Origin of the sequence: Streptosporangium sp. CA-115845 (assembly GCF_050943795.1) — a bacterium.
Taxonomy (GTDB): Bacteria; Actinomycetota; Actinomycetes; order Streptosporangiales; family Streptosporangiaceae; genus Streptosporangium.
Map to the genome: position 1 here is coordinate 5,501,846 of NZ_CP191988.1, position 24,950 is coordinate 5,526,795.

Annotated in this window: 16 protein-coding genes; 5 read left to right on the forward strand and 11 right to left on the reverse strand. The window is 71.9% G+C overall.

Annotated features, from left to right (window positions below; genetic code table 11):
• The first annotated feature begins 3 nt into the window (after nt 1-3).
• The 3 genes from ACQP0P_RS27035 to ACQP0P_RS27045 all read left to right on the forward strand — a co-directional run bounded on the left by ACQP0P_RS27035 (nt 4) and on the right by ACQP0P_RS27045 (nt 4,595).
• Nucleotides 4-3,063 carry a condensation domain-containing protein gene (locus tag ACQP0P_RS27035; RefSeq protein WP_433359278.1) on the forward strand — a complete coding sequence of 1,020 codons (3,060 nt, stop codon included), beginning with the start codon at nt 4-6 and terminating at the stop codon, nt 3,061-3,063.
• Nucleotides 3,064-3,150: 87 nt separating this feature from the next.
• Nucleotides 3,151-3,327 (forward strand): MbtH family protein, encoded by a 177-nt coding sequence (locus tag ACQP0P_RS27040; protein WP_355557032.1) that lies wholly within the window; start codon nt 3,151-3,153, stop codon nt 3,325-3,327.
• A complete protein-coding gene (locus ACQP0P_RS27045; RefSeq protein WP_433359279.1) occupies nt 3,324-4,595 on the forward strand; it encodes a Zn-dependent hydrolase in 1,272 nt (423 codons plus the stop codon). The genes ACQP0P_RS27040 and ACQP0P_RS27045 overlap by 4 nt, the downstream gene beginning before the upstream one ends.
• Before the next feature lie 190 nt (nt 4,596-4,785).
• On the opposite strand, the gene ACQP0P_RS27050 is transcribed toward ACQP0P_RS27045, so the two are convergent.
• The 7 genes from ACQP0P_RS27050 to ACQP0P_RS27080 all read right to left on the reverse strand — a co-directional run bounded on the left by ACQP0P_RS27050 (nt 4,786) and on the right by ACQP0P_RS27080 (nt 14,490).
• Nucleotides 4,786-7,959 (reverse strand): AfsR/SARP family transcriptional regulator, encoded by a 3,174-nt coding sequence (locus tag ACQP0P_RS27050; protein WP_433359280.1) that lies wholly within the window; start codon nt 7,957-7,959, stop codon nt 4,786-4,788.
• A 477-nt stretch (nt 7,960-8,436) separates the two neighbouring features.
• Nucleotides 8,437-8,865 carry a hypothetical protein gene (locus ACQP0P_RS27055; protein ID WP_433359281.1) on the reverse strand — a complete coding sequence of 143 codons (429 nt, stop codon included), beginning with the start codon at nt 8,863-8,865 and terminating at the stop codon, nt 8,437-8,439.
• A gap of 256 nt (nt 8,866-9,121) precedes the next feature.
• Nucleotides 9,122-9,886, reverse strand: coding sequence for an SDR family NAD(P)-dependent oxidoreductase (locus ACQP0P_RS27060; protein ID WP_433359282.1), 765 nt, complete (start codon nt 9,884-9,886; stop codon nt 9,122-9,124).
• A gap of 48 nt (nt 9,887-9,934) precedes the next feature.
• Nucleotides 9,935-11,260, reverse strand: coding sequence for an MFS transporter (locus tag ACQP0P_RS27065; protein WP_433359283.1), 1,326 nt, complete (start codon nt 11,258-11,260; stop codon nt 9,935-9,937).
• Nucleotides 11,261-11,336: 76 nt separating this feature from the next.
• A complete protein-coding gene (locus ACQP0P_RS27070) occupies nt 11,337-11,915 on the reverse strand; it encodes a TetR/AcrR family transcriptional regulator (protein WP_433359284.1) in 579 nt (192 codons plus the stop codon).
• A gap of 91 nt (nt 11,916-12,006) precedes the next feature.
• Nucleotides 12,007-13,008: a hypothetical protein gene (locus ACQP0P_RS27075; RefSeq protein ID WP_433359285.1), complete on the reverse strand. Its 1,002-nt coding sequence runs from the start codon at nt 13,006-13,008 to the stop codon at nt 12,007-12,009.
• A 483-nt stretch (nt 13,009-13,491) separates the two neighbouring features.
• A complete protein-coding gene (locus ACQP0P_RS27080) occupies nt 13,492-14,490 on the reverse strand; it encodes a hypothetical protein (RefSeq protein ID WP_433359286.1) in 999 nt (332 codons plus the stop codon).
• A gap of 155 nt (nt 14,491-14,645) precedes the next feature.
• Here ACQP0P_RS27080 and ACQP0P_RS27085 point away from each other — a divergent pair, with 155 nt between their 5' ends.
• Together ACQP0P_RS27085 and ACQP0P_RS27090 are read left to right on the forward strand one after the other, a co-directional pair.
• Nucleotides 14,646-17,567, forward strand: coding sequence for a S8 family serine peptidase (locus tag ACQP0P_RS27085; protein WP_433359287.1), 2,922 nt, complete (start codon nt 14,646-14,648; stop codon nt 17,565-17,567).
• Nucleotides 17,568-17,741: 174 nt separating this feature from the next.
• Nucleotides 17,742-17,969, forward strand: coding sequence for a hypothetical protein (locus ACQP0P_RS27090; RefSeq protein ID WP_433359288.1), 228 nt, complete (start codon nt 17,742-17,744; stop codon nt 17,967-17,969).
• Between the two features lie 52 nt (nt 17,970-18,021).
• Here the strand turns inward: ACQP0P_RS27090 and ACQP0P_RS27095 are convergent, their stop codons facing one another.
• The 4 genes from ACQP0P_RS27095 to ACQP0P_RS27110 all read right to left on the reverse strand — a co-directional run bounded on the left by ACQP0P_RS27095 (nt 18,022) and on the right by ACQP0P_RS27110 (nt 24,870).
• Nucleotides 18,022-20,196, reverse strand: coding sequence for a S9 family peptidase (locus ACQP0P_RS27095; protein ID WP_433359289.1), 2,175 nt, complete (start codon nt 20,194-20,196; stop codon nt 18,022-18,024).
• Entirely contained in the window at nt 20,196-21,671 is a 1,476-nt protein-coding gene (locus ACQP0P_RS27100; RefSeq protein ID WP_433359290.1) for an N-acetylglutaminylglutamine amidotransferase, read from the reverse strand. The genes ACQP0P_RS27095 and ACQP0P_RS27100 overlap by 1 nt, the downstream gene beginning before the upstream one ends.
• Complete coding sequence (locus tag ACQP0P_RS27105) at nt 21,668-24,220, reverse strand: glutamate--cysteine ligase (protein WP_433359291.1); 2,553 nt, start codon at nt 24,218-24,220, stop codon at nt 21,668-21,670. Before ACQP0P_RS27105 ends, ACQP0P_RS27100 begins: the two co-directional genes overlap by 4 nt.
• 257 nt (nt 24,221-24,477) lie before the next feature.
• On the reverse strand, nt 24,478-24,870 hold the full coding sequence (locus ACQP0P_RS27110; RefSeq protein WP_364216038.1) for a hypothetical protein: 393 nt from the start codon (nt 24,868-24,870) through the stop codon (nt 24,478-24,480).
• Nucleotides 24,871-24,950 lie beyond the last annotated feature (80 nt).

The window sequence follows — 24,950 nt, forward strand, 5'->3', positions numbered from 1 at the left end:
TCGATGGAGACCCGAGCGCCGCTGTCCCAGGCGGACAAGCGCGCCCTGCTCGCCAAGCTGATGAAATCGGGCGCCGCACCCTTTCCGCTCTCCTACGGCCAGCAGTCCCTGTGGTTCATGGACCGGATGCGCGGGGAGGCCGGCGTCGCCTACAACATGCCGTTCGCCTGGACGGTGCACGGCGAGGCCGATCCGGAGGCGCTGCGCGGCGCGTTCGCCTGGCTGGTGGCGCGGCACCCGATCTTCCGCACCACCTACGGGCATGTCAAGGGCACGCCGGTGCAGCGGGTCGCCCCGCAGGGGGAACTGGACTTCCGCGTCGTCGCCCTCGCGCCGGAGGAGGACCTCGCGGCCCTGCTCGGCGCCGAGGCGGCCCGGCCGTTCGACCTGGAGCGCGGCCCGGTGTTGCGGGTCGTGCTGGTACGGCGCCCGGCGGCGGCGCCCGTGCTGCTCTGGGTCACCCATCACATCGCGATCGACGGCTGGTCGCTGTTCGCGCTGCTGGAGGAGCTGGGGCAGGCGTACACGGCGCTGCGCGGCGGCTCCGAGCCCGCCTGCGCGCCACCCGCCGCGACCTACGCCGACTTCGTGGCCTGGCAGGCGGCGATGCTGGCCCGGCCGGAGGGGGCCAGGATGGCGGCCTACTGGACGCGTCTGCTGGCCGACCCGCCGCCGGTGCTCGCACTGCCCGCCGACCGGCCGCGCCCTGCCGACCAGACCTTCCGGGGCGCCTCGCACGCCTTCCGGCTGGGCGCCGAGCGGTCGGCGGCGGTCGGGGAGCTGGCCGCGGGCGGCGGGGCCACCCTGTACACGACGCTGCTGGCCGCCTTCCAGGTGCTGCTGGGCCGGGCCTCCGGCCAGCGGGACTTCCTGCTCGGCACCTGGACCTCCGGGCGCAGCCGCCCGGAGTTCTCCGACGTCGCCGGCTACTTCGTCAACCCGGTCGTACTCCGCGCCGACCTGTCGGGAGACCCCGGGTTCTCGCAGGTGCTCGACCGCACCCGGCAGGCGGTGCTCGGCGCCCTGGACAACCAGGACTACCCGTTCCCGCTGCTGGTGGAGCGGCTGGGCGCGCACCGCGACCCCAGCCGCTCCCCGCTGTTCGACGTGGCGTTCACGCTGCGCGCCTCGCACCGGGGGGAGATCGTCCGGACCGAGTCCGGTGAGGCGGCGTCGCCGCTGGGCGCCTCCTCGGCGGGCGAGCGGGGCATGCTGCTGCGGCTGGGCGAGCTGGCCCTGTCGACGTACCCCCTCGACCAGCGGACCGTCCGCTTCGACGTGGAGCTGGAGCTGGTCGCCGCGGACGGCGAGATCTCCGGCCTGCTGCGCTACAACACCGATCTGTTCGACGCGGACACGATCGCCTGGCTCGCCGGGGGCTATCTGCGGGTACTGGACTTCGCGGCCGGCGATCCCGGTCGTCCGGTGGCGGCCTTCGCCTGGGAGCCCCGTCCCGGTGCCGGGGCAGGGAGCGGGGGCCCGGCCGCCGCGGCGGTGAGTCCCCCGGCGATCCCGCACGGCCCGGCCCCGCGCGCGGGCGCCCCGGCCGAGTTGCTGGATGTCGTCACCGCCGTCTGGAGTGAGGTGCTCGATCTGGAACCCGGCGAGATCGGCCCGGACGACGACTTCTTCGGCCTGGGCGGCCACTCGCTGGCCGCGGTCCAGGTGGCGATGCGGATCCAGGACCGGCTGGGCGTGCAGGTGTCGATCTCCGACGTCTTCCACCACCTGACCGCCGCCCAGCTGGCCGCCTGGCTGGCCGGCCCCGCCGGGACCGGACCCCGCCCGCTTCCCAGGACGCCCGGCGCCGGATACCCGCTCTCCTACGCCCAGGAGAGCCTGTGGGTGCTGAACCAGCTGGCCCCGGCGAGCCTCGCCTACAACGCGCCGCACGCGTTCCGGCTCCGTGGCCCCCTGGATGTCGAGGCGCTGGAGTGGGCGATCGGGCGGGTGGTCGCCCGGCACGAGTCGCTGCGCACCACGTTCACGATGACCAGGCAGGGGCCGGTGCAGCGGGTGGCGGACCCGGCGCCGGTGCCGCTGCCGGTGGTGGAGACGGCCGACGCCGCCGGGCTCATCCGCCAGGAGTACCGCAGACCGTTCGACCTCGCCACCGGCCCGCTGCTGCGGCCCGTGCTGTACCGGGTCTCCCCCACCGAGCACGTGCTGCTCGTCCTGGCGCACCACATCGTCTTCGACGGCTGGTCGACCGCGATCTTCTGGCGGGAGCTGTGCGCCCTCTACCGCAACCGGGTCGAGGGCTCGGCCGAACCGGCGCCGCCCGGCACCCATTACGTCGACTTCGCCGTCTGGGAACGCGAGTCGCTGACCGGTGAGCGGCTGTCCGGCCTGGTGGACTACTGGCGACGGCAACTGGCGGGCGCACCGCGCACCGCGCTCCGCACCGACCTGCCCCGCCCCAGACGGCCGCTGTTCCAGGGCGCCCAGCACGCCTTCGAACTGCCCGTCGACGTACGCGGGCTGTGCCGCGCCACCGACACCACACCGCACATGGTCTACCTGGCCGCCTTCAAGGTCTGGCTGGCCCGCCGCACCGGCGTGGAGGACGTGACGGTCGGCTCGGTGGTGTCCGGCCGCTCCAGGAGCGAGGTCGCCGACCTGGTCGGGCACTTCGTCAACACGGTGGCGGTCCGCACCCCGCTGGCCGGGGCGCACACCTTCACCGAGGTCGTCGGCCGGGTCCGGCAGAGCCTGCTGGGCGCCTACGAGCACCAGGAACTGCCGCTGTCGAAGCTGACCGCGGAGCTGGGCAGGGACCGCAGGACCCCGTTCGACGTGCTGTTCACCCTGCACGACCGGCGCCTGCTGGAGTCGGCCGACGACCGGCTGCCCGGGGTGACGGCCGACCGGCTGGTCATGCCGCTGGGCACCTCGCAGTTCGACCTGGCCCTGGAGGTCACCGACCTGGGCGGCCACGCGCGAGCGGTCCTGGAGTACGACACGGCACTGTTCCTTCCGGAGACGGTCGCCGCGATGGCCGGCGAGCTGGAGCGGTCGATCACCGCCCTGGTGTCCGGCCCCGGCCTTCCCCTTGCGAGATGACACCGCGTACCGCGCGGGCGGCGCGCTCCTCCCGGACGAGCGCCGTGCGGGACGACTCGACCACGATCGGTGACCTGGAGGTCTGACGTGAGCACCTACGTAGTGGTGGTCAACCACGAGGAGCAGTACTCCATCTGGCCGCACGACCGGGCCCTGCCCGCCGGGTGGACCGCCACCGGAACCCTCGGCGGCCGGGACGACTGCCTGGCGCACATCGAGCGGGTCTGGACAGACATGCGCCCCAAATCCCTGCGTACGCCATGACCGTCCTGCAGGGGACCCGGCCCCGTGTCAACGCCGGGCGTCTGGTGGAGCAGGTGGCCCGGCTCGGCGCCATCGGCGCGGTGCCCGGCGGCGGGGTGACCCGGCCGGCGTTCACCCCCGCGGATGTGGAGGGCCGCGCCTACGTCGCGCGGCTCATGGAGGAGGCCGCCCTGGCCGTCCGGATCGACGCGGCCGGAAACCTGATCGGCCGCCGCCCCGGCGCCGTGCCGGGGGCGCCCGCGCTGGTCCTGGGCTCGCACATCGACACGGTGCCGGACGGCGGCGCCTACGACGGGGCCTACGGGGTGCTGGCCGGCATCGAGGTGGCCAGGACCCTGCACGAGGAGGGCGTGCGGCTGAACCACCCGCTCGCGGTGGTGGCCTTCTGCGACGAGGAGGGCGCCCACGGGACGATGGGCATGCTGGGCTCGCACGGTTTCGCCGGGGTGCTGCCGCCCGGCGCGGCAGGTGCCCTGGACGATCGCGGCATCCCGGTCGCCGACCTGCTGGCCGCGGTCGGGGGCGACGCCGAGCGGCTGGCCGAGGCGGCCTGGTCACCCCGCGACATCGCCGCCTACCTGGAGCTGCACATCGAGCAGGGAGCGGTGCTGGAACGCCTGGACGTACCGATCGGGGTGGTGGAGACGATCATCGGGCGGGTGAACGTCTCGGTCACGGTCGACGGCGTGGCCGGGCACGCGGGCACCACGCCCATGGAGCACCGGGCGGACGCGCTGGACGGCGCCGCCCGGCTGGTACTGGCCGTGCGGGCCATCGCCGCCGACGAGCGGCTGGTGCTGCGCGCCACCACCGGGACATGCGCCGTCGAGCCCGGCATGTGGAACGTCGTCCCCGGCAGGGTCCGGCTGGGGGTGGAGTTCCGCGACACCTCGGCCGGGGCGCTGGACACGGCACTGGCGCGGCTGGCCGAGGTCGCCGCCGAGGTGGCCGGCGCGACCGGCACCCGCGTCACGGTCGTCCCCGGTGCGCGCACCTCTCCGGTCGACTGCGACGCGGGCCTGCGGGAGCTCATCGCCCGCGCCTCGGCCGAGCAGGGCCTGCCCTACCATCGCCTGCCCAGCGGCGCCGGCCACGACGCCCAGATCGTGGCGCGGATCGCGCCCGTCGGGATGATATTCGTGCCGAGCAGAGACGGGGTGAGCCACGCCCCCGGGGAGTACACCGCCCCCGAGCACCTGGCGTGGGGAGCGGACGTGCTGCTCACGGCGGTGCTGATGCGCGACGCGACCCCGGATATCAAGCGGTAGCCGATGTGATATCGACTCGATCGCGCCCCATTCTACGTTTGTCGCAGAACGAAAGAAGGAAAGAAAACACCACGGATGAATGAGGTTGAAAATGTCTCGGTGGATTACCTGGGTCGCGAAGGTCACCGCCACTGCGGCGCTCTTCACCCTGCCTGTGGCCGTCGTTCAGGGTACGATCACCGCAGCCTCGTCAGTCGCTCACATCACCGGCGACAGCACATGGACCTGATGATTCAGCGGAAATTCCCGATAAAGTAGCCAGTCGCGCCCTGATTCGCCGGTAATCCTCGGAATCGGTATCGGTGCAACAATCCAGGGCGCGATTCAGCGCATCGGAGGCGGCGGCCTCGTCCCCTTTGAGGATGAACACCTCCCCCAGCGCGGACAGTGCCCTGAACTGCCACAGCCGGGTATCCAGCTCGGTGGATATCTCGAAGGTCTCAAGCAGATAGGCCACCGCCTCGTCGAACCGGCCGCGCCGGGCGTGCAACTGGCCGAAGGCCAGGTGGATCCGCGCCTCCACGAAGCGCTCACGCACCCCCCGGGCGATGGCCAGCGCCTCGTCGAGACTCTCCACGGCGGCCTCCAGCCGGTTCTGGCGGACCTGTATCTCCCCCAGCCCACACAGGATGTACGCCTGCCCGATGTCGTCCTGCCGCTCCCTGACCAGGGCGAGCGCGGCCCGGGAGGTCGCCTCCGCCTCCCCCAGCCGGTCCTGGCGCAGCAGTGTCTCCCCCAGCCTGTTGAGGATCTGCGCCTGACCCCGCTCACTGCCCAACTGCCGGAAGACCTCCAGGGCCTGTCTCAACAGGGGTTCGGCGAGCTCCACTCTCCCCTGGTCGACGTGGACCTGGGCGATGCCGCCGAGCACGTGGGCCTCGGCGAAGCGGTCCCCGACCGCGGCGAAGATCCTCTTCGCGGTGAGGAACCCGTCGAGCGCCGTGTCGAAGCGGCCCGCGAGCCGGTCCAGCAGCGAGATGTTGCGCAGCGCCAGCGCCATCCCGTACGAGTCCTCAAGCCGCTCGAACAACTCACGCGCCGCCCACAGGCACTCACCCGCCCGCTCCGGCACCTGCTGGAAGAGATACATGCTCCCCGTCGAGCAGAGAACGGCCGCCTCACCGCGCAGATCACCGGCCCGGCGAGCGGCGGCGAGGGCCGTCTCATGGGTGGTGCGCCAGTCGTCGAAGTGGCTCCGGGCCTCGAACAGGGTGGTGGCGGTGACGGCGAGGTCCCAGCACAGCTCGGACGCGCCGAGGTGGGCGGCCTGGGAGACTGCGGCGACCAGAGCGCCGCGTTCGGCGTCCAGCCAGTCCAGTGGCCGCTCCAGGAGCTCGTCCGCGTCGGCCGGCCGCCACCGGAGCACCGCGCCGTGCAGCTGGGTGAAGGCCCCGCCGTACTCCCGCTGGTGTGCCTCCTCGGCCAGCACCAGCCAGCAGCTCAGGGCGCGGGTGACGGCGGCAAGCCGGTCCTCGGGCGGCTCCTCCTCATCGGCCCGCTCCCTGGCGTACAGCCGGACCAGGTCGTGGAAGCGGTAGCGGATCTGGTCGGCGCCGTCGGGGCCGAGCACCTCGACGAGCTGGGCGTCCACCAGCTGGTCGATCAGGTCCTCGGCGTCGAGGCCGTCGATGTCGAGCAACGCCGCACCCGCCCAGGAGGCGAAGTCGGGCGCCTCGAGCAGCCCCAGCCTGCGGAACATCAGCGCCGCCTCGGGGCTCAGGTCGCGGTAGCTGAGTGCGAAGCTGGCCCGTACGGTCAGCTGGCCGTAACTCAGCTCGTCCAACCGGCGCCGCTCGTCGGCGAGACGCTTGGCCAGGCGGGCCGGGGTCCAGTACGAGCGGGTGGTGAGGCGGGCGCCCACGATCCGCAGTGCCAGTGGCAGCCCGTCACACAGCTCGCCGAGCAGCGCGGCGGCCTTGGGGTCCTCGTCCATGACCACGGAGTCGGCGACCCCGGCGAGCAGCGCGGCGGAGTCCGCCGCGCCCAGCACCTCCAGATGGATCACGCTGGCGCCCTCCCTGGCGGCCAGGTCGCCCAGCGGGTCCCTGCTGGTCACGATCACACAGCAGGTGCCGGAGCCGGGCAGCAGCGGCCTGACCTGGTCGATGAACCGGGCGTTGTCCAGCAACAGCAGCACCTGACGCCTGCCGATGACGGTGCGCAGCAGGCCGGCGCGCTCGTCCAGGTCCTCGGGGATGCGCTCGCCGGCGATGCCGAAGGCCCGCAGGAAGCGGTCCATGACCGCGCCGGGGGTCAGCGGCTGGGCGTTGAGGTCGTAGCCGCGCAGGTTCACGAAGAGCTGGCCGTCGGGGAAGCGGGAGGCGACCCGGTGCGCCCAGTGCACGGCGAGCCCCGACTTGCCGACTCCGCCCACCCCGGTGATGAGCGCGATGGTGAGCAACCCCTGGCCGATCCGTTTGTCCAGCAGGGCGTCCAACTCGGCGATCTCGGTGGTCCTGCCGACGAAGCAGGGCGCGTCCGCGGGCAGTTGCGCGGGCACCACCCCGTGCTCGACCGGGGCCATCGCAACGGGTTCCGCGGGCACGGGCTCCGGTCCGGTGGCGGCCTCGGAGACGGGCACGCTCACCCGGACGGGTGCCGGAGTCAGCTCGGGGGCGTCGCGCAGGATGGCGTCGTGCAGGGCCTGCAGCTCGGTGCCCGGCTCGATGCCGAGCTCCTCGACGAGTTGCATCCGCCCGATCCGGTAGGTGTCGAGCGCCTCCGCCCGGCGCCCGCACCGGTATCTGGCCAGCATCAGCTGGGCGCGCAGCCGCTCGCGCAGGGGGTTGGCGTCGACGAAGACGGCGAGGTCGTCGATCAGCTCCCGGTGCCGGCCAAGGGCGAGCTCCAGCTGGACGCGTTCCTCGGTCAGCGTCAGCTGGCGATCGTCCAGCCGCCGCGCCTCGGACTCGACGAACGCGCTCTCGATGCCCGCCAGGACCGGGCCGCGCCACAGACCGCACGCCTCGGCGAACAGCCGGGCGGCGCCGGAGAGGTCGCCGGCGCTCTCCGCGGCCCTCGCCTTGGCGGCGAGGCGCTCGGCGAGCAGGACGTCGACCTGGGAGGGGTCGGCCTGCAGGATGTATCCGGGCGAGGAGGTACCGAGCAGGTTCGCCGGGGCGCCCGCCTCCAGGAAGGCCCGGCGGAGCCCGGAGACACAGATGACCACCTGGCTGCGGGCGGTGGGCGGCGGGTGCTCACCCCATATCGCCCCGGCGAGCAGGTCGACGGGGGCGACCCGCCCCGCGCGCAGGATGAGCGTGGCGAGAATAATTCGCTGGCGTGACCCTCCGATCGAGACCCGTTGCTCACCTACCAGGACTTCAAGTGGACCGAGAACGCGAAACGACAGAGCAGTGTCCATGCGCCACCATCAGGGAGTGTCCGACTGCCCCTTGCGTAGGGTGAATTACTTATTCACGAAAAACACCATTTCAGCAGTATTTATCATGAGATGTCCAGTCTTACTTTGCGGGCGCCCCGAACGCGGCGCCACTTGTGGGATTGTTGGAGATTACCGCGACCGGACATCCGTATTCGCACCGAACGACGCAACCGGAACCGGGAGGGGCAGCGCGGGGACACTACGGGGACACGGAGAGACACGACGGAGCCCGGGCGACACCGGTGTCGCCCGGGCTCCAGTGCTCTCTCGATCCCCGCCCTCCGCCGCGAAGCGGTCACCCGGCAGGGCGATCCTCCCTGCTCGGAGGCGAAAGACCGGTACCGGCCTGTGTCACTCTCCGCCGGAATCCCCGGCCGTCATGGGCCGTCCCCTGGTCGTGACCTGGGAACTCATGCCCGCTGGTTCAGACGGAGGCGGGTTCAGGCCGAGGTGGGTTCAGGCGGAGCCCGCCTTGAGGCACTTCTTGAGCGCGTCCCTGGAGCTCCGGTGCAGTGGCGCGACCTTCGAAAGCGCCGCGTCGCGCGCCTGCAGGTACTTGGCCCCGGCGGCGTTGTACGCCTCCATCGCCTTCGCCGCGGCGGGATCCGCCGCAGCCGGGGCGGCCCCGGGCCGCTGCGGGAGCTTGTCCACGTTCGCGGCGGCGCCGGCCTCCTCCAGGACGTCATGGGCGGCCTTGACCTCCGGGACGGTCTCGACGCCCGCGATGGCGTCCTCGGCGTCCATCAGTGCCAGTTGCTCCTGGGCGCACGCGGTCGGGGCGGGGATGACCGCGACACCGGTGGCGGCGGTGGCGACGCCGGCGGTGGCCAGGGTGGCGAGCAGGCAGACGGCGACGAGCCCCGTCGCGGCGATGCGGATGTGCATGGGTACTCCCATTGGTGCTGAGGGTTGATCTGCAGGTGACCTCATGCGCCGCAATGACCATGAGTAATCATCGGGATACCTCAAGTTCGCACCAAGAATCGTGAGCCTCGCGCGCTCCGGTGGTCCCGGCTGGGGCATCGGCCGCAATTCGCCGCCCGCCCGGCCCATGAAGCCTGACCGCCACCGGCGACACGATGCGGCGGCCCTCCTTCCCGGCCCACGTTCGAGAAGGGGGACCGGGTCCGCGTCCCCCCGGTCAGGCGGTGGCCCCGCCGTCGATGACAAGGTCGTGGCCGACGGCGAAGCCCGCCTCGTCACAGGCCAGCCAGAGCACGGTGGCGGCGACCTCGTCGAGCGTGCCGACCCGTCCGAGGGGGATCGACGGCGTGAGCCGGGCGTCGCGCTGCTCACGGGTCTCACCGGGCAGGTAGGACATCGGCCCGTCGGAGGCACCGGGACTGACGGCGTTGATCCGGATGCCGTCGCCGATGTGGTCGCGAGCGGCGGCACGGGTCAGGGTGCTCACCGCGGCCTTGGAGGTGGCGTAGGAGCCCAGCCAGGGGAGCCGGCCGTGCACACCGATGTTGGAGGCGGTGTTGACGATCGCACCGCCGCCGTGGGCGCGCATGTGCTGGATCTCGTACTTCATCGAGAGGAAGACGCCGGTCAGGTTGACCTCCAGGACGCGCCGCCAGGTCTCGGTGTCGAGGTCGGCGACCGGGGCGGCCTGGCCGAAGATCCCGGCGTTGTTGTGGGCGATGTGCAGGCCGCCGTGGCGCTCCACGGTGGTCGCGACCATACGGGCGACATCGTCTTCCACGGTGACGTCGGCGGTGACGAAACTCGCCCGCCCGCCCTCCTGCTCGATCAGCTTGACGGTCCGGGCGAGCTCTTCGGCACTACGCCCGGCCACCACGACGGTGGCGCCGTCGCGGGCGAAGGCCCGCGCGGTGGCGTGGCCGATGCCGGTGCCGCCACCGGTGACGAGGGCGACCTTGCCGTGGAATCGACTGCTACTCATCTGACTCATTCCATTTCGGATATTTCGCTATTCGGATGTGTCGATGGGTTACCTGCGGATGTGTGGCCGCAGAAGTGCGGCGGCGAGCAGGGCGGCGAGGGCGAAGGTGCAGGCCGCCGCCCCCAAGGCGAAACCGTAGCCACCCGCGTGTCCCGACGCCACGACCACCAGGGCGGCGAGCCCGGTCGTCGGCCCTACCTCCATGGCGGTGTTCACGACGCCTCCGGCCAGCCCCGCCTGCCTCTCCGGCACGTCGTCGACCACCGTCACGGTCGCTCCGGCGAAGGTCAGCCCCACGCCCAGCGGCAGAACCAGCAGCCCGGCCGCGAGAAGGCCACCGTCGAGCGCGGAGACCAGCGCCAGCCCCACGGTGGCCACGAACAGACCGACGACCAGCAGCACGCGGGGACCGTAACGGGCGGACAGCCGTCCGGCGACCGCCCCGGTGGCAATGAGCACCAGACCGTACGGAAGAAGGATGGCCAAGGTCCGCAGTGGGCTCAGCCCGCGATCCTGCTGAAGGTGCAGGGAGAGGAAGAACATGCTGCCGGCCATGCCCGCGGAGGCGAGCACGATGGCCGCCAGGGCCACGGCGCGGGGGCGCGAGGCGAAGAAGGAGAGCGGCACCAGGGGTGCGGCCGCGCGAGATTCGACCAGCGCGAAGACGATCAGCAGGAGTGCGCCAAGGGCGATGCGGGCCACGGAACCTCCCAGCAGCCCGTAGCTCAACATCGACAGACCGCCGGCCGCCAGAAGCGCGCCAAGGACGTCCAGGAGGCCGCGCCGCACCGGGCCGTCGGAGGGCAGCAACCGGAGGGCGGCGGCGAGCGCGAGCAGGGAGGCGGCCACCAGCACGGCGAACGCCCATCGCCACGAGGCCCATTGCGCGATGACCCCGGACAGGAACATGCCGAGGACCGCGCCGACGCCGGACAGCCCACCCCATGCGGCCAGGGCACGAGCGCGCCGGGACGGGCCGGGGAAGAGGGCGGGCAGCAGTGCCATCGCGGCGGGCGCGGCCAACGCGGCGCCGATTCCCTGGGCGAACCGGGCGAGGACCAGCGGCCCGAAGCCCGGCGCCAGGAGGGCCGCCGCCGAGGCGCATCCGAACAGCCCCAACCCCAGCAGGAAGAGCCGCCGCCGCCCGTACAGATCCGCCAGCCGTCCCCCGAGCAGGAGCAGCCCGCTGAACGACAGCCCGTACGCGCTACTGACCAGGGCCAGCTCGCCACGATCCAGGCCAAGTTCGTACTGCACCGCGGGCAAGGCCACGGAGATCACGGTGATGCCGCAGATCAGCAGTATCTGGACGGCGCCAAGCAGCACGAAGGCCGGACCGGTACGCGTTACGGAGCCGATCGGATGGGCGGGCATGACACCTCATATTTTGACCAATCGTTCTATTATTTGAGCAGCAAGAAGCCGAACCCGTCGGCGAGCGGGCCGCGGATCACACGAGAACGGACAGGGCCTGTTCCGCGGTGTCACGCAACCGGGCGGGGTCGCTCGCCCCCTTGCCGATGACGCGCATGCCCTGCATCAGGGTCAGCAGGAAGCGGGCCAGCGCCCGCGGGTTCTTCTCCGCCGCCAGCTCGCCCTGGGCACGGGCCCTGGCCAGCGCCGAGGTCAGGGTCGCCTCGACGAAGTCCCAGTTCGCCTCGACCCGCCGGGCCAGCGTCCGGTCGTGCGGCGCCAGCTCCACGGCGGTGTTCACCACCAGGCAGCCACGGCGGAGTTCGTCCTGCGCGGCCTCCTCCGCATAGCGTTCGACCAGCGCCCGCACGGCGGGCAGCACGGGGCCCGGCCGGGAGAGCAGGTCGACGAAGTCGATGCCGTTCTCCAGGTAGCGGTCGTAGGCCCGCAGGTAGAGCTCTCGCTTGCCGCCGAACGTCGCATAGAGGCTCGCCCTGCCGATCCCCAGATGCTCGACCAGGTCGGCCATCGAGGTCGCCTCGTAGCCCTTCCGCCAGAAGAGTTCCATGGCCCGCTGCAGCACCGTGTCCGGATCGAACTCCTTGGTTCTCGCCATGACCGAGAAGGTACCCGCTACTAGAACGATCAGTCAATTTTGAATGACGTAACAACGGAATCGTCACGCCCTTTCGGAGGTTCGAGCCCGATCAGGGCAGGCCGTTCCTGCTCTTGTAGTCGTTCCAGACCTGCACGCAGTAGGCGTAGCGCCAGTCACTGGAGGGCAGATGACGGCAGGCGTAGGCGGCGCTGATTCCGGCGGCGCCCCCGCTCTCGGCGGCCGGATCAGCCGGCCTGCTCCTGGACGCCGCGGGCGAGGGCGACCTGGCGTCCGAAGCGCCCGTCCTGGCCGTACGGGGCCGCGATCCGGCCTTCCGTGCCCCGGAGCGCGACCGCCCCGATGCGGCGTTCCCCGCGCTCCCGCCCTCCCCACGGGCGTTCGTGGTGCCCACCGTGGCGCCGCCCGCCCCCCGGCCGGTGCCTCCGACCACCGGCACGGCGCCCCCGGCCTCTCCCGATCCGGCGCCGGTCCGCGCGGAATCCCGGCTCTCCCGGCGCCGCTCCACCCGCTTGACCCATTCGTTCCGGGACCTTCCGGCGGGGCCGGAAAGAGCCCGCTCCGCCGGCGGGACCCGCACCTGATCACGGCGCGGTGCCTTCCTCCGCCCCGCCCTCCCCTCGCCCGCCGAAACCTTCCGCTCTCCCGTGGAGGCCCCCGTCCCGGTCGCCGGGGCTCGCGGTGGCGCGAACACCATGTCGTGATCCGCGAGGAGGCGCTCCGCGGGAGGCGCCGGCACCATACTCGCGGTGGGCGTCCCGCCCCATGGGGACCAGCCGGACGACCAGACGCCGACCCCCGCGGCGACGAGGAACCCGGCGACCAGCGCCGGCCCCAGGAGCTGGTCGCGCGAGAGCCTCGACCACGGCCGCCGCCACGGGCTGGGCGGCGGGGGCATGGAGAACGGCCTGCTGTCGAGGTACGTCCAGGAGCGGCGGGCCGGCGACCGGACGGCGTCGTCACCCGCCTCCTCGTCCCTCCGGTGCCGCGCGGCCCTGTGGGGTGCCGGCGGTCCATCGGGCTCGGGGAGGGTCGCGGGCCCGGCGGAGCGAGGAGGGTCCGGCGGCCGGAGCCACGAGTCGCTGTACGGCATGCGCCCTCGCGGTCTGGCGTTGAGGCCGTGGCCGTGAGTCCGATCACGCTCACCGTACATCTCGCCTCCCGTATCGCGTCCGACCTCCCCCAGCCTGGCAAAAATCACACAGTGTATGCGGCACATGACAGTACGGTCTTACCGATCTGTTATCAGCAGCAGGCCGCAAAGATAAAGAAATGTGGTGAAAGACCGGCCTCGCCGGTAAAGACGAGAGCCGCCCACGCTCCGGCAGGACCCGGATTCAGCGGCCGGAGCCCATAGGCCGCCCCCTCACCCAGGGAATTCGGTGGCGCGGCGCACACCGCCGGGACGTCGAAGTCCACGATTCCGCGGTCAGCCGGGGAACGGGAACACCGGTAATGCGCGCCATGACCAGGAGAGGCATGACGTGGCGGCCAGGCCCGCGAGGAGCATCCGTTAGATGCGTTCACCTTTGATCGAGTCTGCCTGACCAGGCAAACCACTCTCGATTCACCCCCGTTAGAGCCAGCCCCGCGCCGCCGCCTCCACGCCCGCCTGGAACCTGGTGGTCACGCCGAGCCGCTCCACGACCGCGGCGATCTTCCTGGTCGCGGTGCGGGGGCTGACGCCCAGGTGCCTGCCGATGGCTTCGTCCTTGAGCCCGGAGTTCAGCAGCCGCAGCATCAGCAGGTCCTCCTCGGCGGGCCTGTCATCGGCCGGTGGGGAGTCGCCGGTGAGCGGCTGGCCGCGCTCCCAGTAGACGTCGAACAGCTCGATGAGCGCGTCCAGCAGCCGCGAAGGGTGCAGCAGCGCGATGTTGTCGTAGACGCCGTCCACCAAGGGCAGCAGCCCGACCCTCCGGTCGGCGATGCGCAGCTTGAACGGCAGGCGCGGCAGGAACCTGGAGCGCTCGCCCTCCTCGGCCAGGCGCAACAGGGTCTCCATACGGCCCGGCCTGGTGAGCGAGCCGGGGCAGTACACCACCCTGATGTCCACACCGCGGGCCAGCAGTTCCCTGGTGTCCTCCGCCTCCGACTCGTTGGTGTCGTAGGAGGAGTCGGGGCGGCCCAGATACGGTGGGCTGTCGAAGCAGAGCAGCTCGGTGGTGACCGAGCGGGCCAGCTCGGTCATCTGCCGCTTGACGGCATCCTCGCCGGAGAGGATCTCCACTACGCCCGCGGGCTCGGCCCACATCCGGCCCGAGTGGTAGAGCTGGGCGAAGTCGCCCACCGTGGTGCGTACCCTGGCCAGGCTCGCCTCCGCCTCCAGGCGTCGCCTGTCCACCAGCCAGCCGAGCGCCGCCTCGGGCGAGGCCGGCTCGTAGCCGCCAGAGCCGGTCCTGCGCAGCAGGTTCACCTCGGCCAACCGGCGCAGTGCGAGCCGTACCCGCGAGGAGGTGACCCCGAGGGCGGCGGCGAGCTCGGCGGTGCGCCGGCCCGGCTGCCTCAGCAGCAACCGGTACACCCTCTCGTCGAACTCCGCGACCCCCACCCCGCCGAGAACCCGCTGCTCCTCCACGTACCACCTGACCGAATCGTGTCGCTTTTGGCCATATGGCCAAAAATGTCATAACCATATCTCGACAAGGGATCGTCGCAGGCCGTTGACTGCTTCCCGGCCCCTCCGGCGATCTTGGCCGGGCGGGTGGCAGCCTCATCCCCTCAAGAGGAGCAATGTCCCGCAACCCCCGCGTCTACAGCGCTATGGCGCTCGCCGCCGCACTGGCGGTCACCTCCGCCGCGGCACCCGCGCTCGCCGAACCCGCTGTGACAGGCACCCCTTCCACCTACATCGTCACCCTCGCAGGGCAGCCGCTCGCCACCTACGGCGGCGGCGTGGACGGTATCGCCGCCACCAAGCCGGGCAAGGGCAAGGGCAAGAAGGTCGACACGGCCAGCGCCAACGCCAAGCGCTACCGCGAGCACCTGACCAAGCGCCAGGACGAGGTCGCCCGCAGCGTCGGCGCGGCCGCGCAACGGCACAACTCCGTCGCCTCCAACAGCTTCGTCGCCGAGCTCACCCCCGTTCAGGCGCTCAGGCTGCACCGCACAGGCGGCGTCGTGTCCGTCGTCCAGGACACCCTGCGCAAGGCTCTGGACGACCGAAACTCCAGCGACTTCCTCGGCCTGTCAGGTGACAAGGGCCTGTGGGCCTCGCTCGGCGGCACCGCCAAGGCGGGCAAGGGCATCGTGGTCGGTGTCATCGACACCGGCGTCTGGCCGGAGAACCCCTCCTTCGCCGGCCCCGCGCTCGGGACCGAGGCGCCCACCGCCGCCGACCCCTACCGCCCCTATCGCCAGGGCACGGCCACGGTCATGAACAAGGCCGACGGCTCCACCTTCACCGGCCTGTGCCAGACCGGCACGGAGTTCACCGCCGATGCGTGCAACCAGAAGCTGGTGAGTGCCAGGTACTTCGGCAAGGCCTGGCTGAACGGCAACAACCCCGCCGCCACCGGCGAGTACGCCTCGCCGCGCGACCGGGGCGGGCACGGCTCCCACACCGCGAGCACCGCCGCGGGCAACCACGCCGTCCCCGCCGGCGCCAACGGCATCGACTTCGGCCAGATCTCCGGCGTCGCACCCGGAGCGGCCGTCTCCGTCTACAAGGCGCTGTGGGAGGGCCCGAACGGAGGCTCCGGCTACACCTCCGACATCATCGAGGCCGTCGACCAGGCCGTCGCCGACGGCGTCGACGTGATCAACTACTCTGTCGGCGGCCAGGCCGAGTCCTCCGCCGACGACCCGGTCCAGCTGGCCTTCCTGGCCGCCGCCGACGCCGGCATCTTCGTCGCCACCGCGGGTGGCAACTCCGGCCCCGACGCCTCCACCCTGGACAACACCGCCCCGTGGACGACCACCGTCGCCGCGAGCACCGTCGCCCCCTACCTTGCCGAGGTACGGCTGGGCGACGGCAGCACCTTCCGCGGCGCCAGCACCACCGTCAGCGCGCCGTTCGGGCCCAAGCCGCTGGCCACCTCGGTGTCGGTGAAGAACGCCGCCGCCGCCGACTCCGACGCCCAGATCTGCGCGGAGGGGTCGCTGGACCCGGCCAAGGCCGCCGGAAAGATCATCTACTGCGTGCGCGGCGTCACCGCGCGCGTGGACAAGTCCGCCGAGGTCAAGCGCGCCGGCGGCGTGGGCATGGTGCTGGGCAACCCCAGCGACCAGGACACCGGCGCCGACGTGCACGCCGTACCGACCGTGCACATCAACACCCCCGACACCGAGAAGGTCCTCGCCTACGCCGCCACCCCCGGCGCGACGGTGACGCTGCTGCCCTCCTCCTCCACCGAGGGTGTCGAATACCCGCAGATCGCCGGCTTCTCCTCGCGCGGCCCCTCCCTCAGCAACAACGGCGACCTGATCAAGCCCGACATCGCCGCCCCCGGCGTGTCGATCCTCGCCGCCGTCGCGCCCCCCGGAAACCAGGGCAAGGACTTCGACTTCTACTCCGGCACCTCGATGGCCACCCCGCACGTCGCCGGTCTGGCCGCCCTGTACCTGGGTACGGACCCGCTCCTGTCGCCCGCCACCGTCAAGTCGGCAATGATGACCACCGCCTACGACACCAAGACGCCCGACCTCTTCGCGCAGGGCTCAGGTCACGTCGACCCCGCCCGCATGCTGAAGCCCGGCCTGGTCTACGACGCCGCGGCCCAGGACTGGTACGGGTACCTGGAGGGGCTGGGCGTCAAGACCGGCACCGGCGCCGCGCCCATCGCCACCAGCGACCTGAACTACCCCAGCATCGCGGTCGGCGCCCTGTTCGGCTCAAGGACCCTCACCCGCAAGGTCACGGCGCTGACCCCCGGCGTCTACCACGCGGCCGTCGACCTGCCGGGCATCAAGACCAAGGTCCAGCCCTCCACCCTGGTCTTCAAGAAGGCGGGCGAGACCAAGGAGTTCACCGTCACCATGGAGATGACGCGCCAGGCCGGCTCCGGCGCCATCGTCGGCTCGCTGACCTGGCAGGGTAAGAACACCGCCGTCCGCAGCCCCATGGTGGTCACCCCGCTGAGCGCCAAGGCGCCCGCCGAGGTCAAGGGCACGGGCCCGCAGGGCTCGCTCACCTTCGACGTGACCCCCGGCGTGTCGAAGTTCCCCGTCAACGCCTACGGCCCGGTCTCCGCCGACCCGGTGCCCGGCACCGTGAACCCCAGCGAGATCTGGGGCAAGGAAGTCTCCGTCGTCGTGCCCGAAGGCGCCAAGGCCGTCTCCTTCAAGCTCATCCCCGGCGACCCCGACCTGGAGGTCGGCGCCATCCTGGGCTACACCGAGGGCGGCGCCATGCAGGGCCTGGCCTGGGTCACCTCGTGGGAGGACTACCGCGCGGTCCTGGCCAACCCCAGGCCCGGCAAGTACACCCTGTTCGTGATCACCATGGGAAGCGCCGAGACGCCGTTCAGCACGCAGATCAACATCGTGGGCGCCGACTCCGGGTCCGGCGGGCTGACGGTGACGCCCGACAAGCCGAAGGTCACGCCGGGAACGACGTTCCCGCTGACGGCCACCTGGTCCGGCCAGCCGGACCGGACGGCGACCGGCTACATCGAGTACCCCAACGGGGTCGGCACGATCGTGACGATCAACTGACCCGAACCGATCCGAAGCGGGCCGCTCCCTCCGGGAAGCGGCCCGCTTCGCGCGTGTCCTCGGTCGATGGCCCATATTCGGTGATGCCGCACTTCTCCCCGGCGGACTCCGAGGTGCCACCGAACGGTCGACGCGCGCGGCGCCACGCTGCTACCGGGCCTGATCGACGCTCACGTGCACACCGGCGAGCAGGCGCCGGCGTTGCGGTTCGAGGCGCTGCGCTCGGCCACCGCCACCACCGCGCGCCGGTTCGGTCTCGACGACCGCGGCCGCATCGCGCCGGGACTCCGCGCCGGCCTGCTCCCGGTCGACGGCGATCCCACCGTCACCATCACCGACACGCTCAACACCCGCGCCGTCCGGCGCCGCGGCACCCGCCCGGCCCTGCATCCGGCCGGATGAAGTGCCGGCACGCCCCTTTGCACCCGCCGGCGCCCTGAACGCAGGGCCGGCGTCACGCCGGGTCGGGGACGGTCAGGTGCCACCTGAGCCATTCGACGACGTTCTTGACGAAGGTCACCCGGTTGGCGAGTTGCCGGATCTCGTGCCCCTCGTCCTCGAACAACAGCAACTCGCAGGGAATGCCACGGGCCCGCGCCTCCCGCAGCACCTGCTCGGCCTCGTACACCGGGACGTTGGTGTCGCGGGCGCCGTGCACGACCAGCAACGGGGCGGCCAGCCGGTCGAAGGAGTGCAGGGGCGACAGCACCCGCAGCAGGTCACGGTCGGCGACCGGGTGGCCGTACTCGCTGACGGCCGCCGCGGCGATCCACGGCTCGGTCCGGTCGTAGAAGGTCTCGAAGTCGGCCATGCCGCAGACGTCGACCCCGGCGCGGAAGAGGTGGGGGTGGGTGACGAGGGCGGCCAGCGTCAGGTAACCGCCGTAGGAGCGCCCCATGCAGGCGATCCTGGCCTCCTCGGCGACACCCGACCTCGCCAGTTCGACGGCGCAGTCGGCGACGTCGTCGATCGCGTCGAGGCGGAGCGCGTGGTTGTCGGCGTTGCGGAAGGCCCTGCCGAACCCGGACGAACCGCGGACGTTCGCCGCGAGCACCCCGATCCCGGCGGCCAGCAGGTTCTGGAACAGCGGGTTGAAGGTGGGCCGTTCCTGGCTCTCCGGACCGCCGTGCAGGTAGACGACGAAGGGCATCGGTCCCCGGGCCCCGGGGACCCGGTAGAGCCAGCCGGTCAGCTCCATGCCGTCGCGCGCCTGGAAGCGCGTCAACTCCGCCTCGGCCGCCTCGGCGATCGGGGAGTCCCCCGCGATCCGCCGGTAGCCGCCGTTCTCCAGATCGCAGAGCAGCACGTGGGAGGGGGCGCCGGGCCCCTCGACCGCCAGGACGGCCAGGCTGCCGTCCAGCGAGACCCTGATCGAGGAGACCACCTCGGCGGGCAGCGGCGGGAGCGGGCGCACCGCACCGGTGGCCGGCTCGATCACCTCCAGTTCCGACCGGCCGCTGTCGTTCCACACCAGGACGGCGCGGTGGCCGTTGGCACTCAGCGCGAACTGGTCGAGTTCGGCGTCCACCCGCTCGGCCAGTACGACCCCCGTGCCGTCCTCACCCACCGCGAGCAGCGCGGCCCGGTCGCGGCCGACGTCGGACAGCAGGTAGGCGACCGTCCCGTCCGGAGAGAGGATGCCGTAGTCGGTGGAGCCGTTCAGCCCCGCCAGCAGCGGCTGTTCCCCGGGCCCTGGAAGGTCGCCCGCGGCCTCGTCGGGCAGGCCCGAGGGCAGGCCGGGCGGGAAGTCCTCGAGATGGCCCTCGGGAAGGTCGGAGCGGAGCCCGGCCGGAGGATCAGCGGAGAGGCAGGAGCAGAGGCCGGGGGTGAGGTCCTCGGGAAGGCCGGGATGAGGGCCGCCGGTTTCGAGAAGACCGGGTTCGAGATCCCCCGGAGCGGAGAGGCCGGACGCGAGGGCCCCGGGACCCGCGGAGCCGTCGGGACCGGACATGCCCGAGGTGAGGTCGCCGGGATGGGCGGCGGGAAGGCCGGTGGGATCACCGGGGAAGGCGGGAAGGTCGGCCGCGTACATCCGTCGCACGCCGCGCGGGCCGCGCCGCAGCAGCATCCGCCGGTGGTCACGGCTGATCGCCGCCGGGTGCATCAGCGCGCCGCCCGCGATGACCTCCCGGCTGCCGGAGCCCGCGTCGATGAGCACCGCGTCCGTACGGCCGGACGCGGAGACCTCGGCGACGAGAAGGATCTCCCCCTGCCCGGTCCAGCGCACGAACGACGCCGATCCCCCCTCCGGCACGGCCAGCGGGCGCAGATCGCTCCCGTCTGGCCTGACCGTCCAGACCTGGGTGTGCTCCCCGCCGCCCGGCACGACGAGGACGGCCAGTCGCCGGGCGTCGGGAGACCAGCTCACGTCGGCGGCGGGCTCGGGACCGGTGTCGAGAGACCACGCCTCCGTCTCTCCCCCGGCCGGCGACGTCTCGGCGTCTCCTCCCGGGAGCAACGCCTCCAGATCGCCGCCGAGAAGCTGGACCCAGACGCGCGGAGAGCCGTCCCTGTCGGCGATGAACGCGACGGCGCTCAGGTCGGGCGCCAGCGCGGGTGCCCGGCAGCTCCAGGCGGTCAGGCCGGTGCCCGCCGAGGGGCGGGCACCGGCTCCGGGCATGTCGGCCATCAGACTCCCTGTGCCTGCAACCACAGCTCCAGGAGTCCGAGCTGCCACAGTGCGTTCGCTCCCAGGGTGGTGCGGTGCTCGTCCGGTGCCGCGAGCAGCTTGTCGACGTACGGCTGCTCGAACAGGCCGCGTGACCGCGCGGCCTGGCCGGTCAGCGCGTCCCTGACGAGTTCCAGGAACGGGCCGTGGATGTGCCTGATGGCGGGGACCGGGAAGTAGCCCTTGGGCCGGTCGATGATCTCGGCGGGCAGCAGCTCGCGCGCGGCGTCCTTCAGGACGCCCTTGCCGCCGGAGGCCACCTTGAGCTCGGGAGGGCAGGCCGCCGCCAGTTCGACCAGCTCGTGGTCGAGGAACGGAGTCCTGGCCTCCAGCCCGAAGGCCATCGTCATGTTGTCCACCCGCTTGACCGGGTCGTCGACGAGCATGACCTCCGTGTCCAGGCGCAGCACCGCGTCGAGCGCGGTGTCGGCGCCGGGCGCCGCGAGGTGGCGCCGGACGAACTCGCCGCTGACGTCCCGCTCCAGCATGTACTCGGGCGACAGGATCCCGGCCAGCGTCCCGTGCGAGCGGTCGAAGAACTCCCCGGCGTACGTGACGGCCGCGTCCTCGCGCGACACGCCGGCCAGCGGCGGGTACCAGCTGTAGCCGGCGAACACCTCGTCGGCGCCCTGGCCGGACTGGACCACCTTGACGTGCCTGGAGACCTCCTGCGACAGCAGGTGGAAGGCGACGCAGTCGTGGCTGACCATCGGCTCGCTCATCGCCCGCACCGCGTGCTCCAGGGCGGGCAGCAGGCGGGCGTCGCCGACGGGGATGCGGTGGTGGTCGGTGCCGAACTCATCGGCGACCAGGTCGGAGTAGGCGAACTCGTCGCCCCGCTCCCCGCCCGCCGCGGAGAACCCGATGCTGAAGGTCGACAGGCCCGCCTGCCCCTCCCCGGCCAGCAGTGCGACGATCAGGCTGGAGTCCAGGCCGCCGGAGAGCAGCACGCCCACCGGCACGTCCGCGACCATGCGCCTGTGCACGGCCACGCGCAGCCGGTCGAGCACCGCCTCGCGCCACTCGGAGGAGGACAGCCCCACGCGGTCGGGCAGGGCCGAGCGGGTGTAGGGCGGCCGCCAGTAGCGGCGGTCGGTGACGGTGCCGTCGGGCTCGACGGTGCGCACGGTGGCCGGGGGGAGTTTCCGCACACCGGTCAGGATGGTGCGCTCGACCGGCACCACCGAGTGGAAGGTCATGTAATGGTGCAGTGCCACCCGGTCGATGCCGGTGTCCACTCCTGTTCCGGCGAGCAGCGCGGGCAGCGTGGAGGCGAACCGGAGACGGTCGGCGTCCTGGGAGAGGTACAGGGGTTTTATACCGAGGCGGTCACGGCCGAGGGTCAGCCGGCCGGTGTCCCGCTCGGCGACCGCGAAGGCGAACATGCCCTTGAAGCGGTCGACGCAGTCGATCCCCCAGCGGTGGAAGGCCTTCACCAGCACCTCGGTGTCGGAGGTGGAGAAGAAACGGCGGCCCCTTTCGGCAACCAGGTGTCCTTGGAACCGCCGCCCTGGGAGGAGTTGACGATCAGGCTGCCGGCCGGTGCGACGCGGGTCAGCGCCGCCGGCGGCACCGTCGCCGTCTCCCCGAAGCAGACAAAGGTCCGCAGGTCGACCACGCGCGGGCTCAGCCGCTCCCCGTCGAAGGTCGGGTGCGTCGACAGCCGGACCGTCTCCTGGGCGACCCATCCCTGGGGCGCGGCGAGGATCTTCTCCCTGATCCTGCCGAGCTCCTCGGCGGACGCCTCGGGACCGACGACCACGCCCTGGCCGCCGAATCCGTCCACCGGCTTGACGACCAGCTCGGCCAGCCGGTCGAGCACCTGCTCGCGGTCCACGGCGTCGCGGCACAGGTAGGTGGTGATGTTGTCGATGAGCGGCTCCTCGCCCAGGTAGTACGCGATGAGGCGGGGCACGTACCGGTACAGGCACTTGTCGTCGGCGACGCCGTTGCCCGGCGCGTTGGCCAGGACGAGCGCGGAGCGTTCGACGGCGTCCATGATCTCCGGCCCCAGGGGGCCTTCGAGCAGCTCGTTCTCGTCGATCCGGCGGTAGAGCACGTCGATCCTGCGCCCCGCGGCCTCCAGATGACCGTTCCTGATCTCCAGGTCGGCCGGGACCACCAGAATCGCCCCCATCTCCTCGGTGAGCATCTGGTGCTCGTAGTAGGCGGAGTCGTCCGGTCCCGCCGAGACCACGGCGACGGCCGGCGAGTCGGCCGTGCCCGCCGCGAGCAGTGCCTCCCGCAGCGTCCGCAGGCTCTGCCGTGGATCGGCGATCCCCTCGCCGGGGACGAGTTCCGGCAGCAGCTCGGCCATCAGGTGCCTGTCGGTCACCGCGTATCCGAGACCGGAGGGCACCCGCAGGTTGTCCTCGAGCACCGCCCAGCGGCCGACGTGGTCGCGGACCAGGTCCAGCCCGGCCACGACGCAGCGCACGGTGCCCGGCGGTACCCTTCGCCCGTGCTCGCGGTAGCCGGGGGACTCGTCGACCACCCAGGCGGGGAGCACGCCGTCCCCGATGATCTCGCGCTCGCCGTACACGTCGCGCAGGAACGCCTCCAGCGCCCGCACCCGCTGCGGCAGTGCCCGCTGGATCTCGGCCCACTCACCGGGCGGGACCAGCCTCGGGACCAGGTCGAACGGGAAGACCCGGCTCTCGCTCCCGCCCCCCACGTGGAAGGTCATGCCGTTGCGACGCTGGTAGCCGTCGAGGAGCCTCGCCCTGCCACGCAGGCCGCGGGCGCCCAGACGGTCCAGGACCCGCAGCACCGGCTGGTAGGACTCGCGTACCGTGCCCTCGATGATCGCCTCGTCGCCGGGGGCGTCGTAGCCGTCGAGGAGGCTGGTGTGCATCCTCGGCGCCAGCCCGCCGAACGCGGTCTCCCACTCCTCGGACCGCGTCTCGGCGACGACGAGGTCGACCACGTCGGCCAGCCGGCCGTCGCGGGCGAACGCCTCGCGCTGGCGGGCCGAGGAGCTTCCCCGCGCCAGCGACTCCCGGACCAGGGACGTGACGAGCTCGATGTCGCCGGACTCCTCCAGCTGCGGCCGCAGGCCGTCCACCATCCTCCAGATCACCTCGGCGGCCGGACCCGGGGTGCCCTCGACCGGGTCGACGAGCTCGCCCTCCAGCCCTGAGCGCGCCGCCCGCCACGTCGCGGCGCGGACCATCTCCAGCCGGACCGAGCGCTCGGGGCCGTGTTGCACCGCGTCCAGCTCCCTGGCCACCAGCGCCCGGAACAGGCCGGCGATCAGCACGATGTCGCCCACCCTGGGGCAGGCGTCGCACACCCTCAGCTCGATGGTGGGCAGGTGGGCCGAGGGCCGGATGTCGAAATAGATCATGCCGGGGTCGGTGATCACACCGGAGCTCACGAGCTCCCGCACCACCTGGTCGTACTCGGCGGCCGACTCGAACCTGGCCACGGGCCCCGCGGTGGGCCAGCGCTGCCAGAGCAGCGGGCGGTAACTGGCGTATCCGGTGTCGGCTCCCAGCCAGTACGGCGAGCTGGAGCTCAGGGCGAGCAGCGGGGGCAGCCAGGGGGCCAGGCGGTGGGCGACGGCCACCGCCAGGTCGCGATCCTCGACGTCGGCGTGGAACTGCGTGCCGCAGATCAGCTGCTCACGGGTGAGCAGCTGATAGTCGGCGAGCATCTGCTCGTAGCGGGGGTCCGGGGAGATCTTCAGCGCCGCCAGGTCCACCAGCGGCACACTCCCCGCCGCCACGATCCCGAGACCGAGACCGTCCGCCGCCTGGATCACCGTGCGGCGCAGCGCGGTCAGGTCGTGCCCGAGGTCCTCCAGATGCATGAAGGGCCTGCTGTTGGCCTCCACCACCGAACGCTGCAGCTCGTGGGTGAACCGCTCCGCCGGTAACTGCTCCAGCAGAACACCGGCCCGTGGGACGAGGTGTCGGGTGTCGACGTCGACGACGTGGAACTCCTCTTCGACACCGACCGCGATCGGCCCCGCCAGACCCGCCATTTCATCACTCCTGAAGTACGCCGACTCACCGGGATTTTTGTCCTTTGCCCGAAAAAAGCAGTTCCGCACTTTATGTGCCGCTCCAGAGGGAAGCGGAACCGTGAACTCACTCCCTGTGACCGGACGAGGCCCTCTCTCCGGCGACCAGGAGATCCCATCCCGTCCCGCGGGGGCCGGTGCCATCGGTCATCGGCGGGGAGCGCGGGGACATCCGGCGAGGTTCCCTCGACGAAGGCCGGGGGAACGGCCGGAAAACCTCACCGAATCTCGGGTGGGTCCTCGGGCGACGGGCCGAAGGTGTCGGGAAAGGCTCGGTCTCCGAGCGTCTCCGGATCGTCCGGTGTGCCGGACGGATCGAGGAGGTGCCTCACCGGCGGCCTGTCGAGGAAGGTGGAGACGGCCTCGACCACCCCCTCCCCCAGCGGGCGGAACGCGTCGACCACCGCCTGGGCGGGCGGGCCAAGGCGGCTGCCGACCTCCTGGAGAAGATCTTCCAGCACCTGCGGCAACGGCGGCACCGGCAGGCCCAGCTGGGACTTGGAGTGAGCCTTCTCCGGCGGCGTCCAGCGCATCGAGTCGTCACTCATGGCGAGCCATTCGTCGACGGCCCCGTCGATGGAATCGAGCACGTGATCGGAATCGTCTGGCATGGCGGCTCCCCTCCTGACCAGGATCCGATAAGACGACGGTACCTCGCTCCGCCGCCACCGGGCAGAGGCGGGTCGGCCGC

What these genes read in the sequence shown, in the direction of transcription:
- ACQP0P_RS27085 (WP_433359287.1), top strand. Translation starts at nt 14,646, where the DNA reads ATGTCCCGCAACCCCCGCGTCTACAGCGCTATGGCGCTCGCCGCCGCA.
- ACQP0P_RS27060 (WP_433359282.1), bottom strand. Translation starts at nt 9,886, where the DNA reads ATGAGTAGCAGTCGATTCCACGGCAAGGTCGCCCTCGTCACCGGTGGC.
- ACQP0P_RS27050 (WP_433359280.1), bottom strand. Translation starts at nt 7,959, where the DNA reads ATGGACACTGCTCTGTCGTTTCGCGTTCTCGGTCCACTTGAAGTCCTG.
- ACQP0P_RS27110 (WP_364216038.1), bottom strand. Translation starts at nt 24,870, where the DNA reads ATGCCAGACGATTCCGATCACGTGCTCGATTCCATCGACGGGGCCGTC.
- ACQP0P_RS27105 (WP_433359291.1), bottom strand. Translation starts at nt 24,220, where the DNA reads ATGGCGGGTCTGGCGGGGCCGATCGCGGTCGGTGTCGAAGAGGAGTTC.
- ACQP0P_RS27095 (WP_433359289.1), bottom strand. Translation starts at nt 20,196, where the DNA reads ATGGCCGACATGCCCGGAGCCGGTGCCCGCCCCTCGGCGGGCACCGGC.
- ACQP0P_RS27065 (WP_433359283.1), bottom strand. Translation starts at nt 11,260, where the DNA reads ATGCCCGCCCATCCGATCGGCTCCGTAACGCGTACCGGTCCGGCCTTC.
- ACQP0P_RS27055 (WP_433359281.1), bottom strand. Translation starts at nt 8,865, where the DNA reads ATGCACATCCGCATCGCCGCGACGGGGCTCGTCGCCGTCTGCCTGCTC.
- ACQP0P_RS27075 (WP_433359285.1), bottom strand. Translation starts at nt 13,008, where the DNA reads ATGCCGTACAGCGACTCGTGGCTCCGGCCGCCGGACCCTCCTCGCTCC.
- ACQP0P_RS27035 (WP_433359278.1), top strand. Translation starts at nt 4, where the DNA reads ATGGAGACCCGAGCGCCGCTGTCCCAGGCGGACAAGCGCGCCCTGCTC.
- ACQP0P_RS27045 (WP_433359279.1), top strand. Translation starts at nt 3,324, where the DNA reads ATGACCGTCCTGCAGGGGACCCGGCCCCGTGTCAACGCCGGGCGTCTG.
- ACQP0P_RS27070 (WP_433359284.1), bottom strand. Translation starts at nt 11,915, where the DNA reads ATGGCGAGAACCAAGGAGTTCGATCCGGACACGGTGCTGCAGCGGGCC.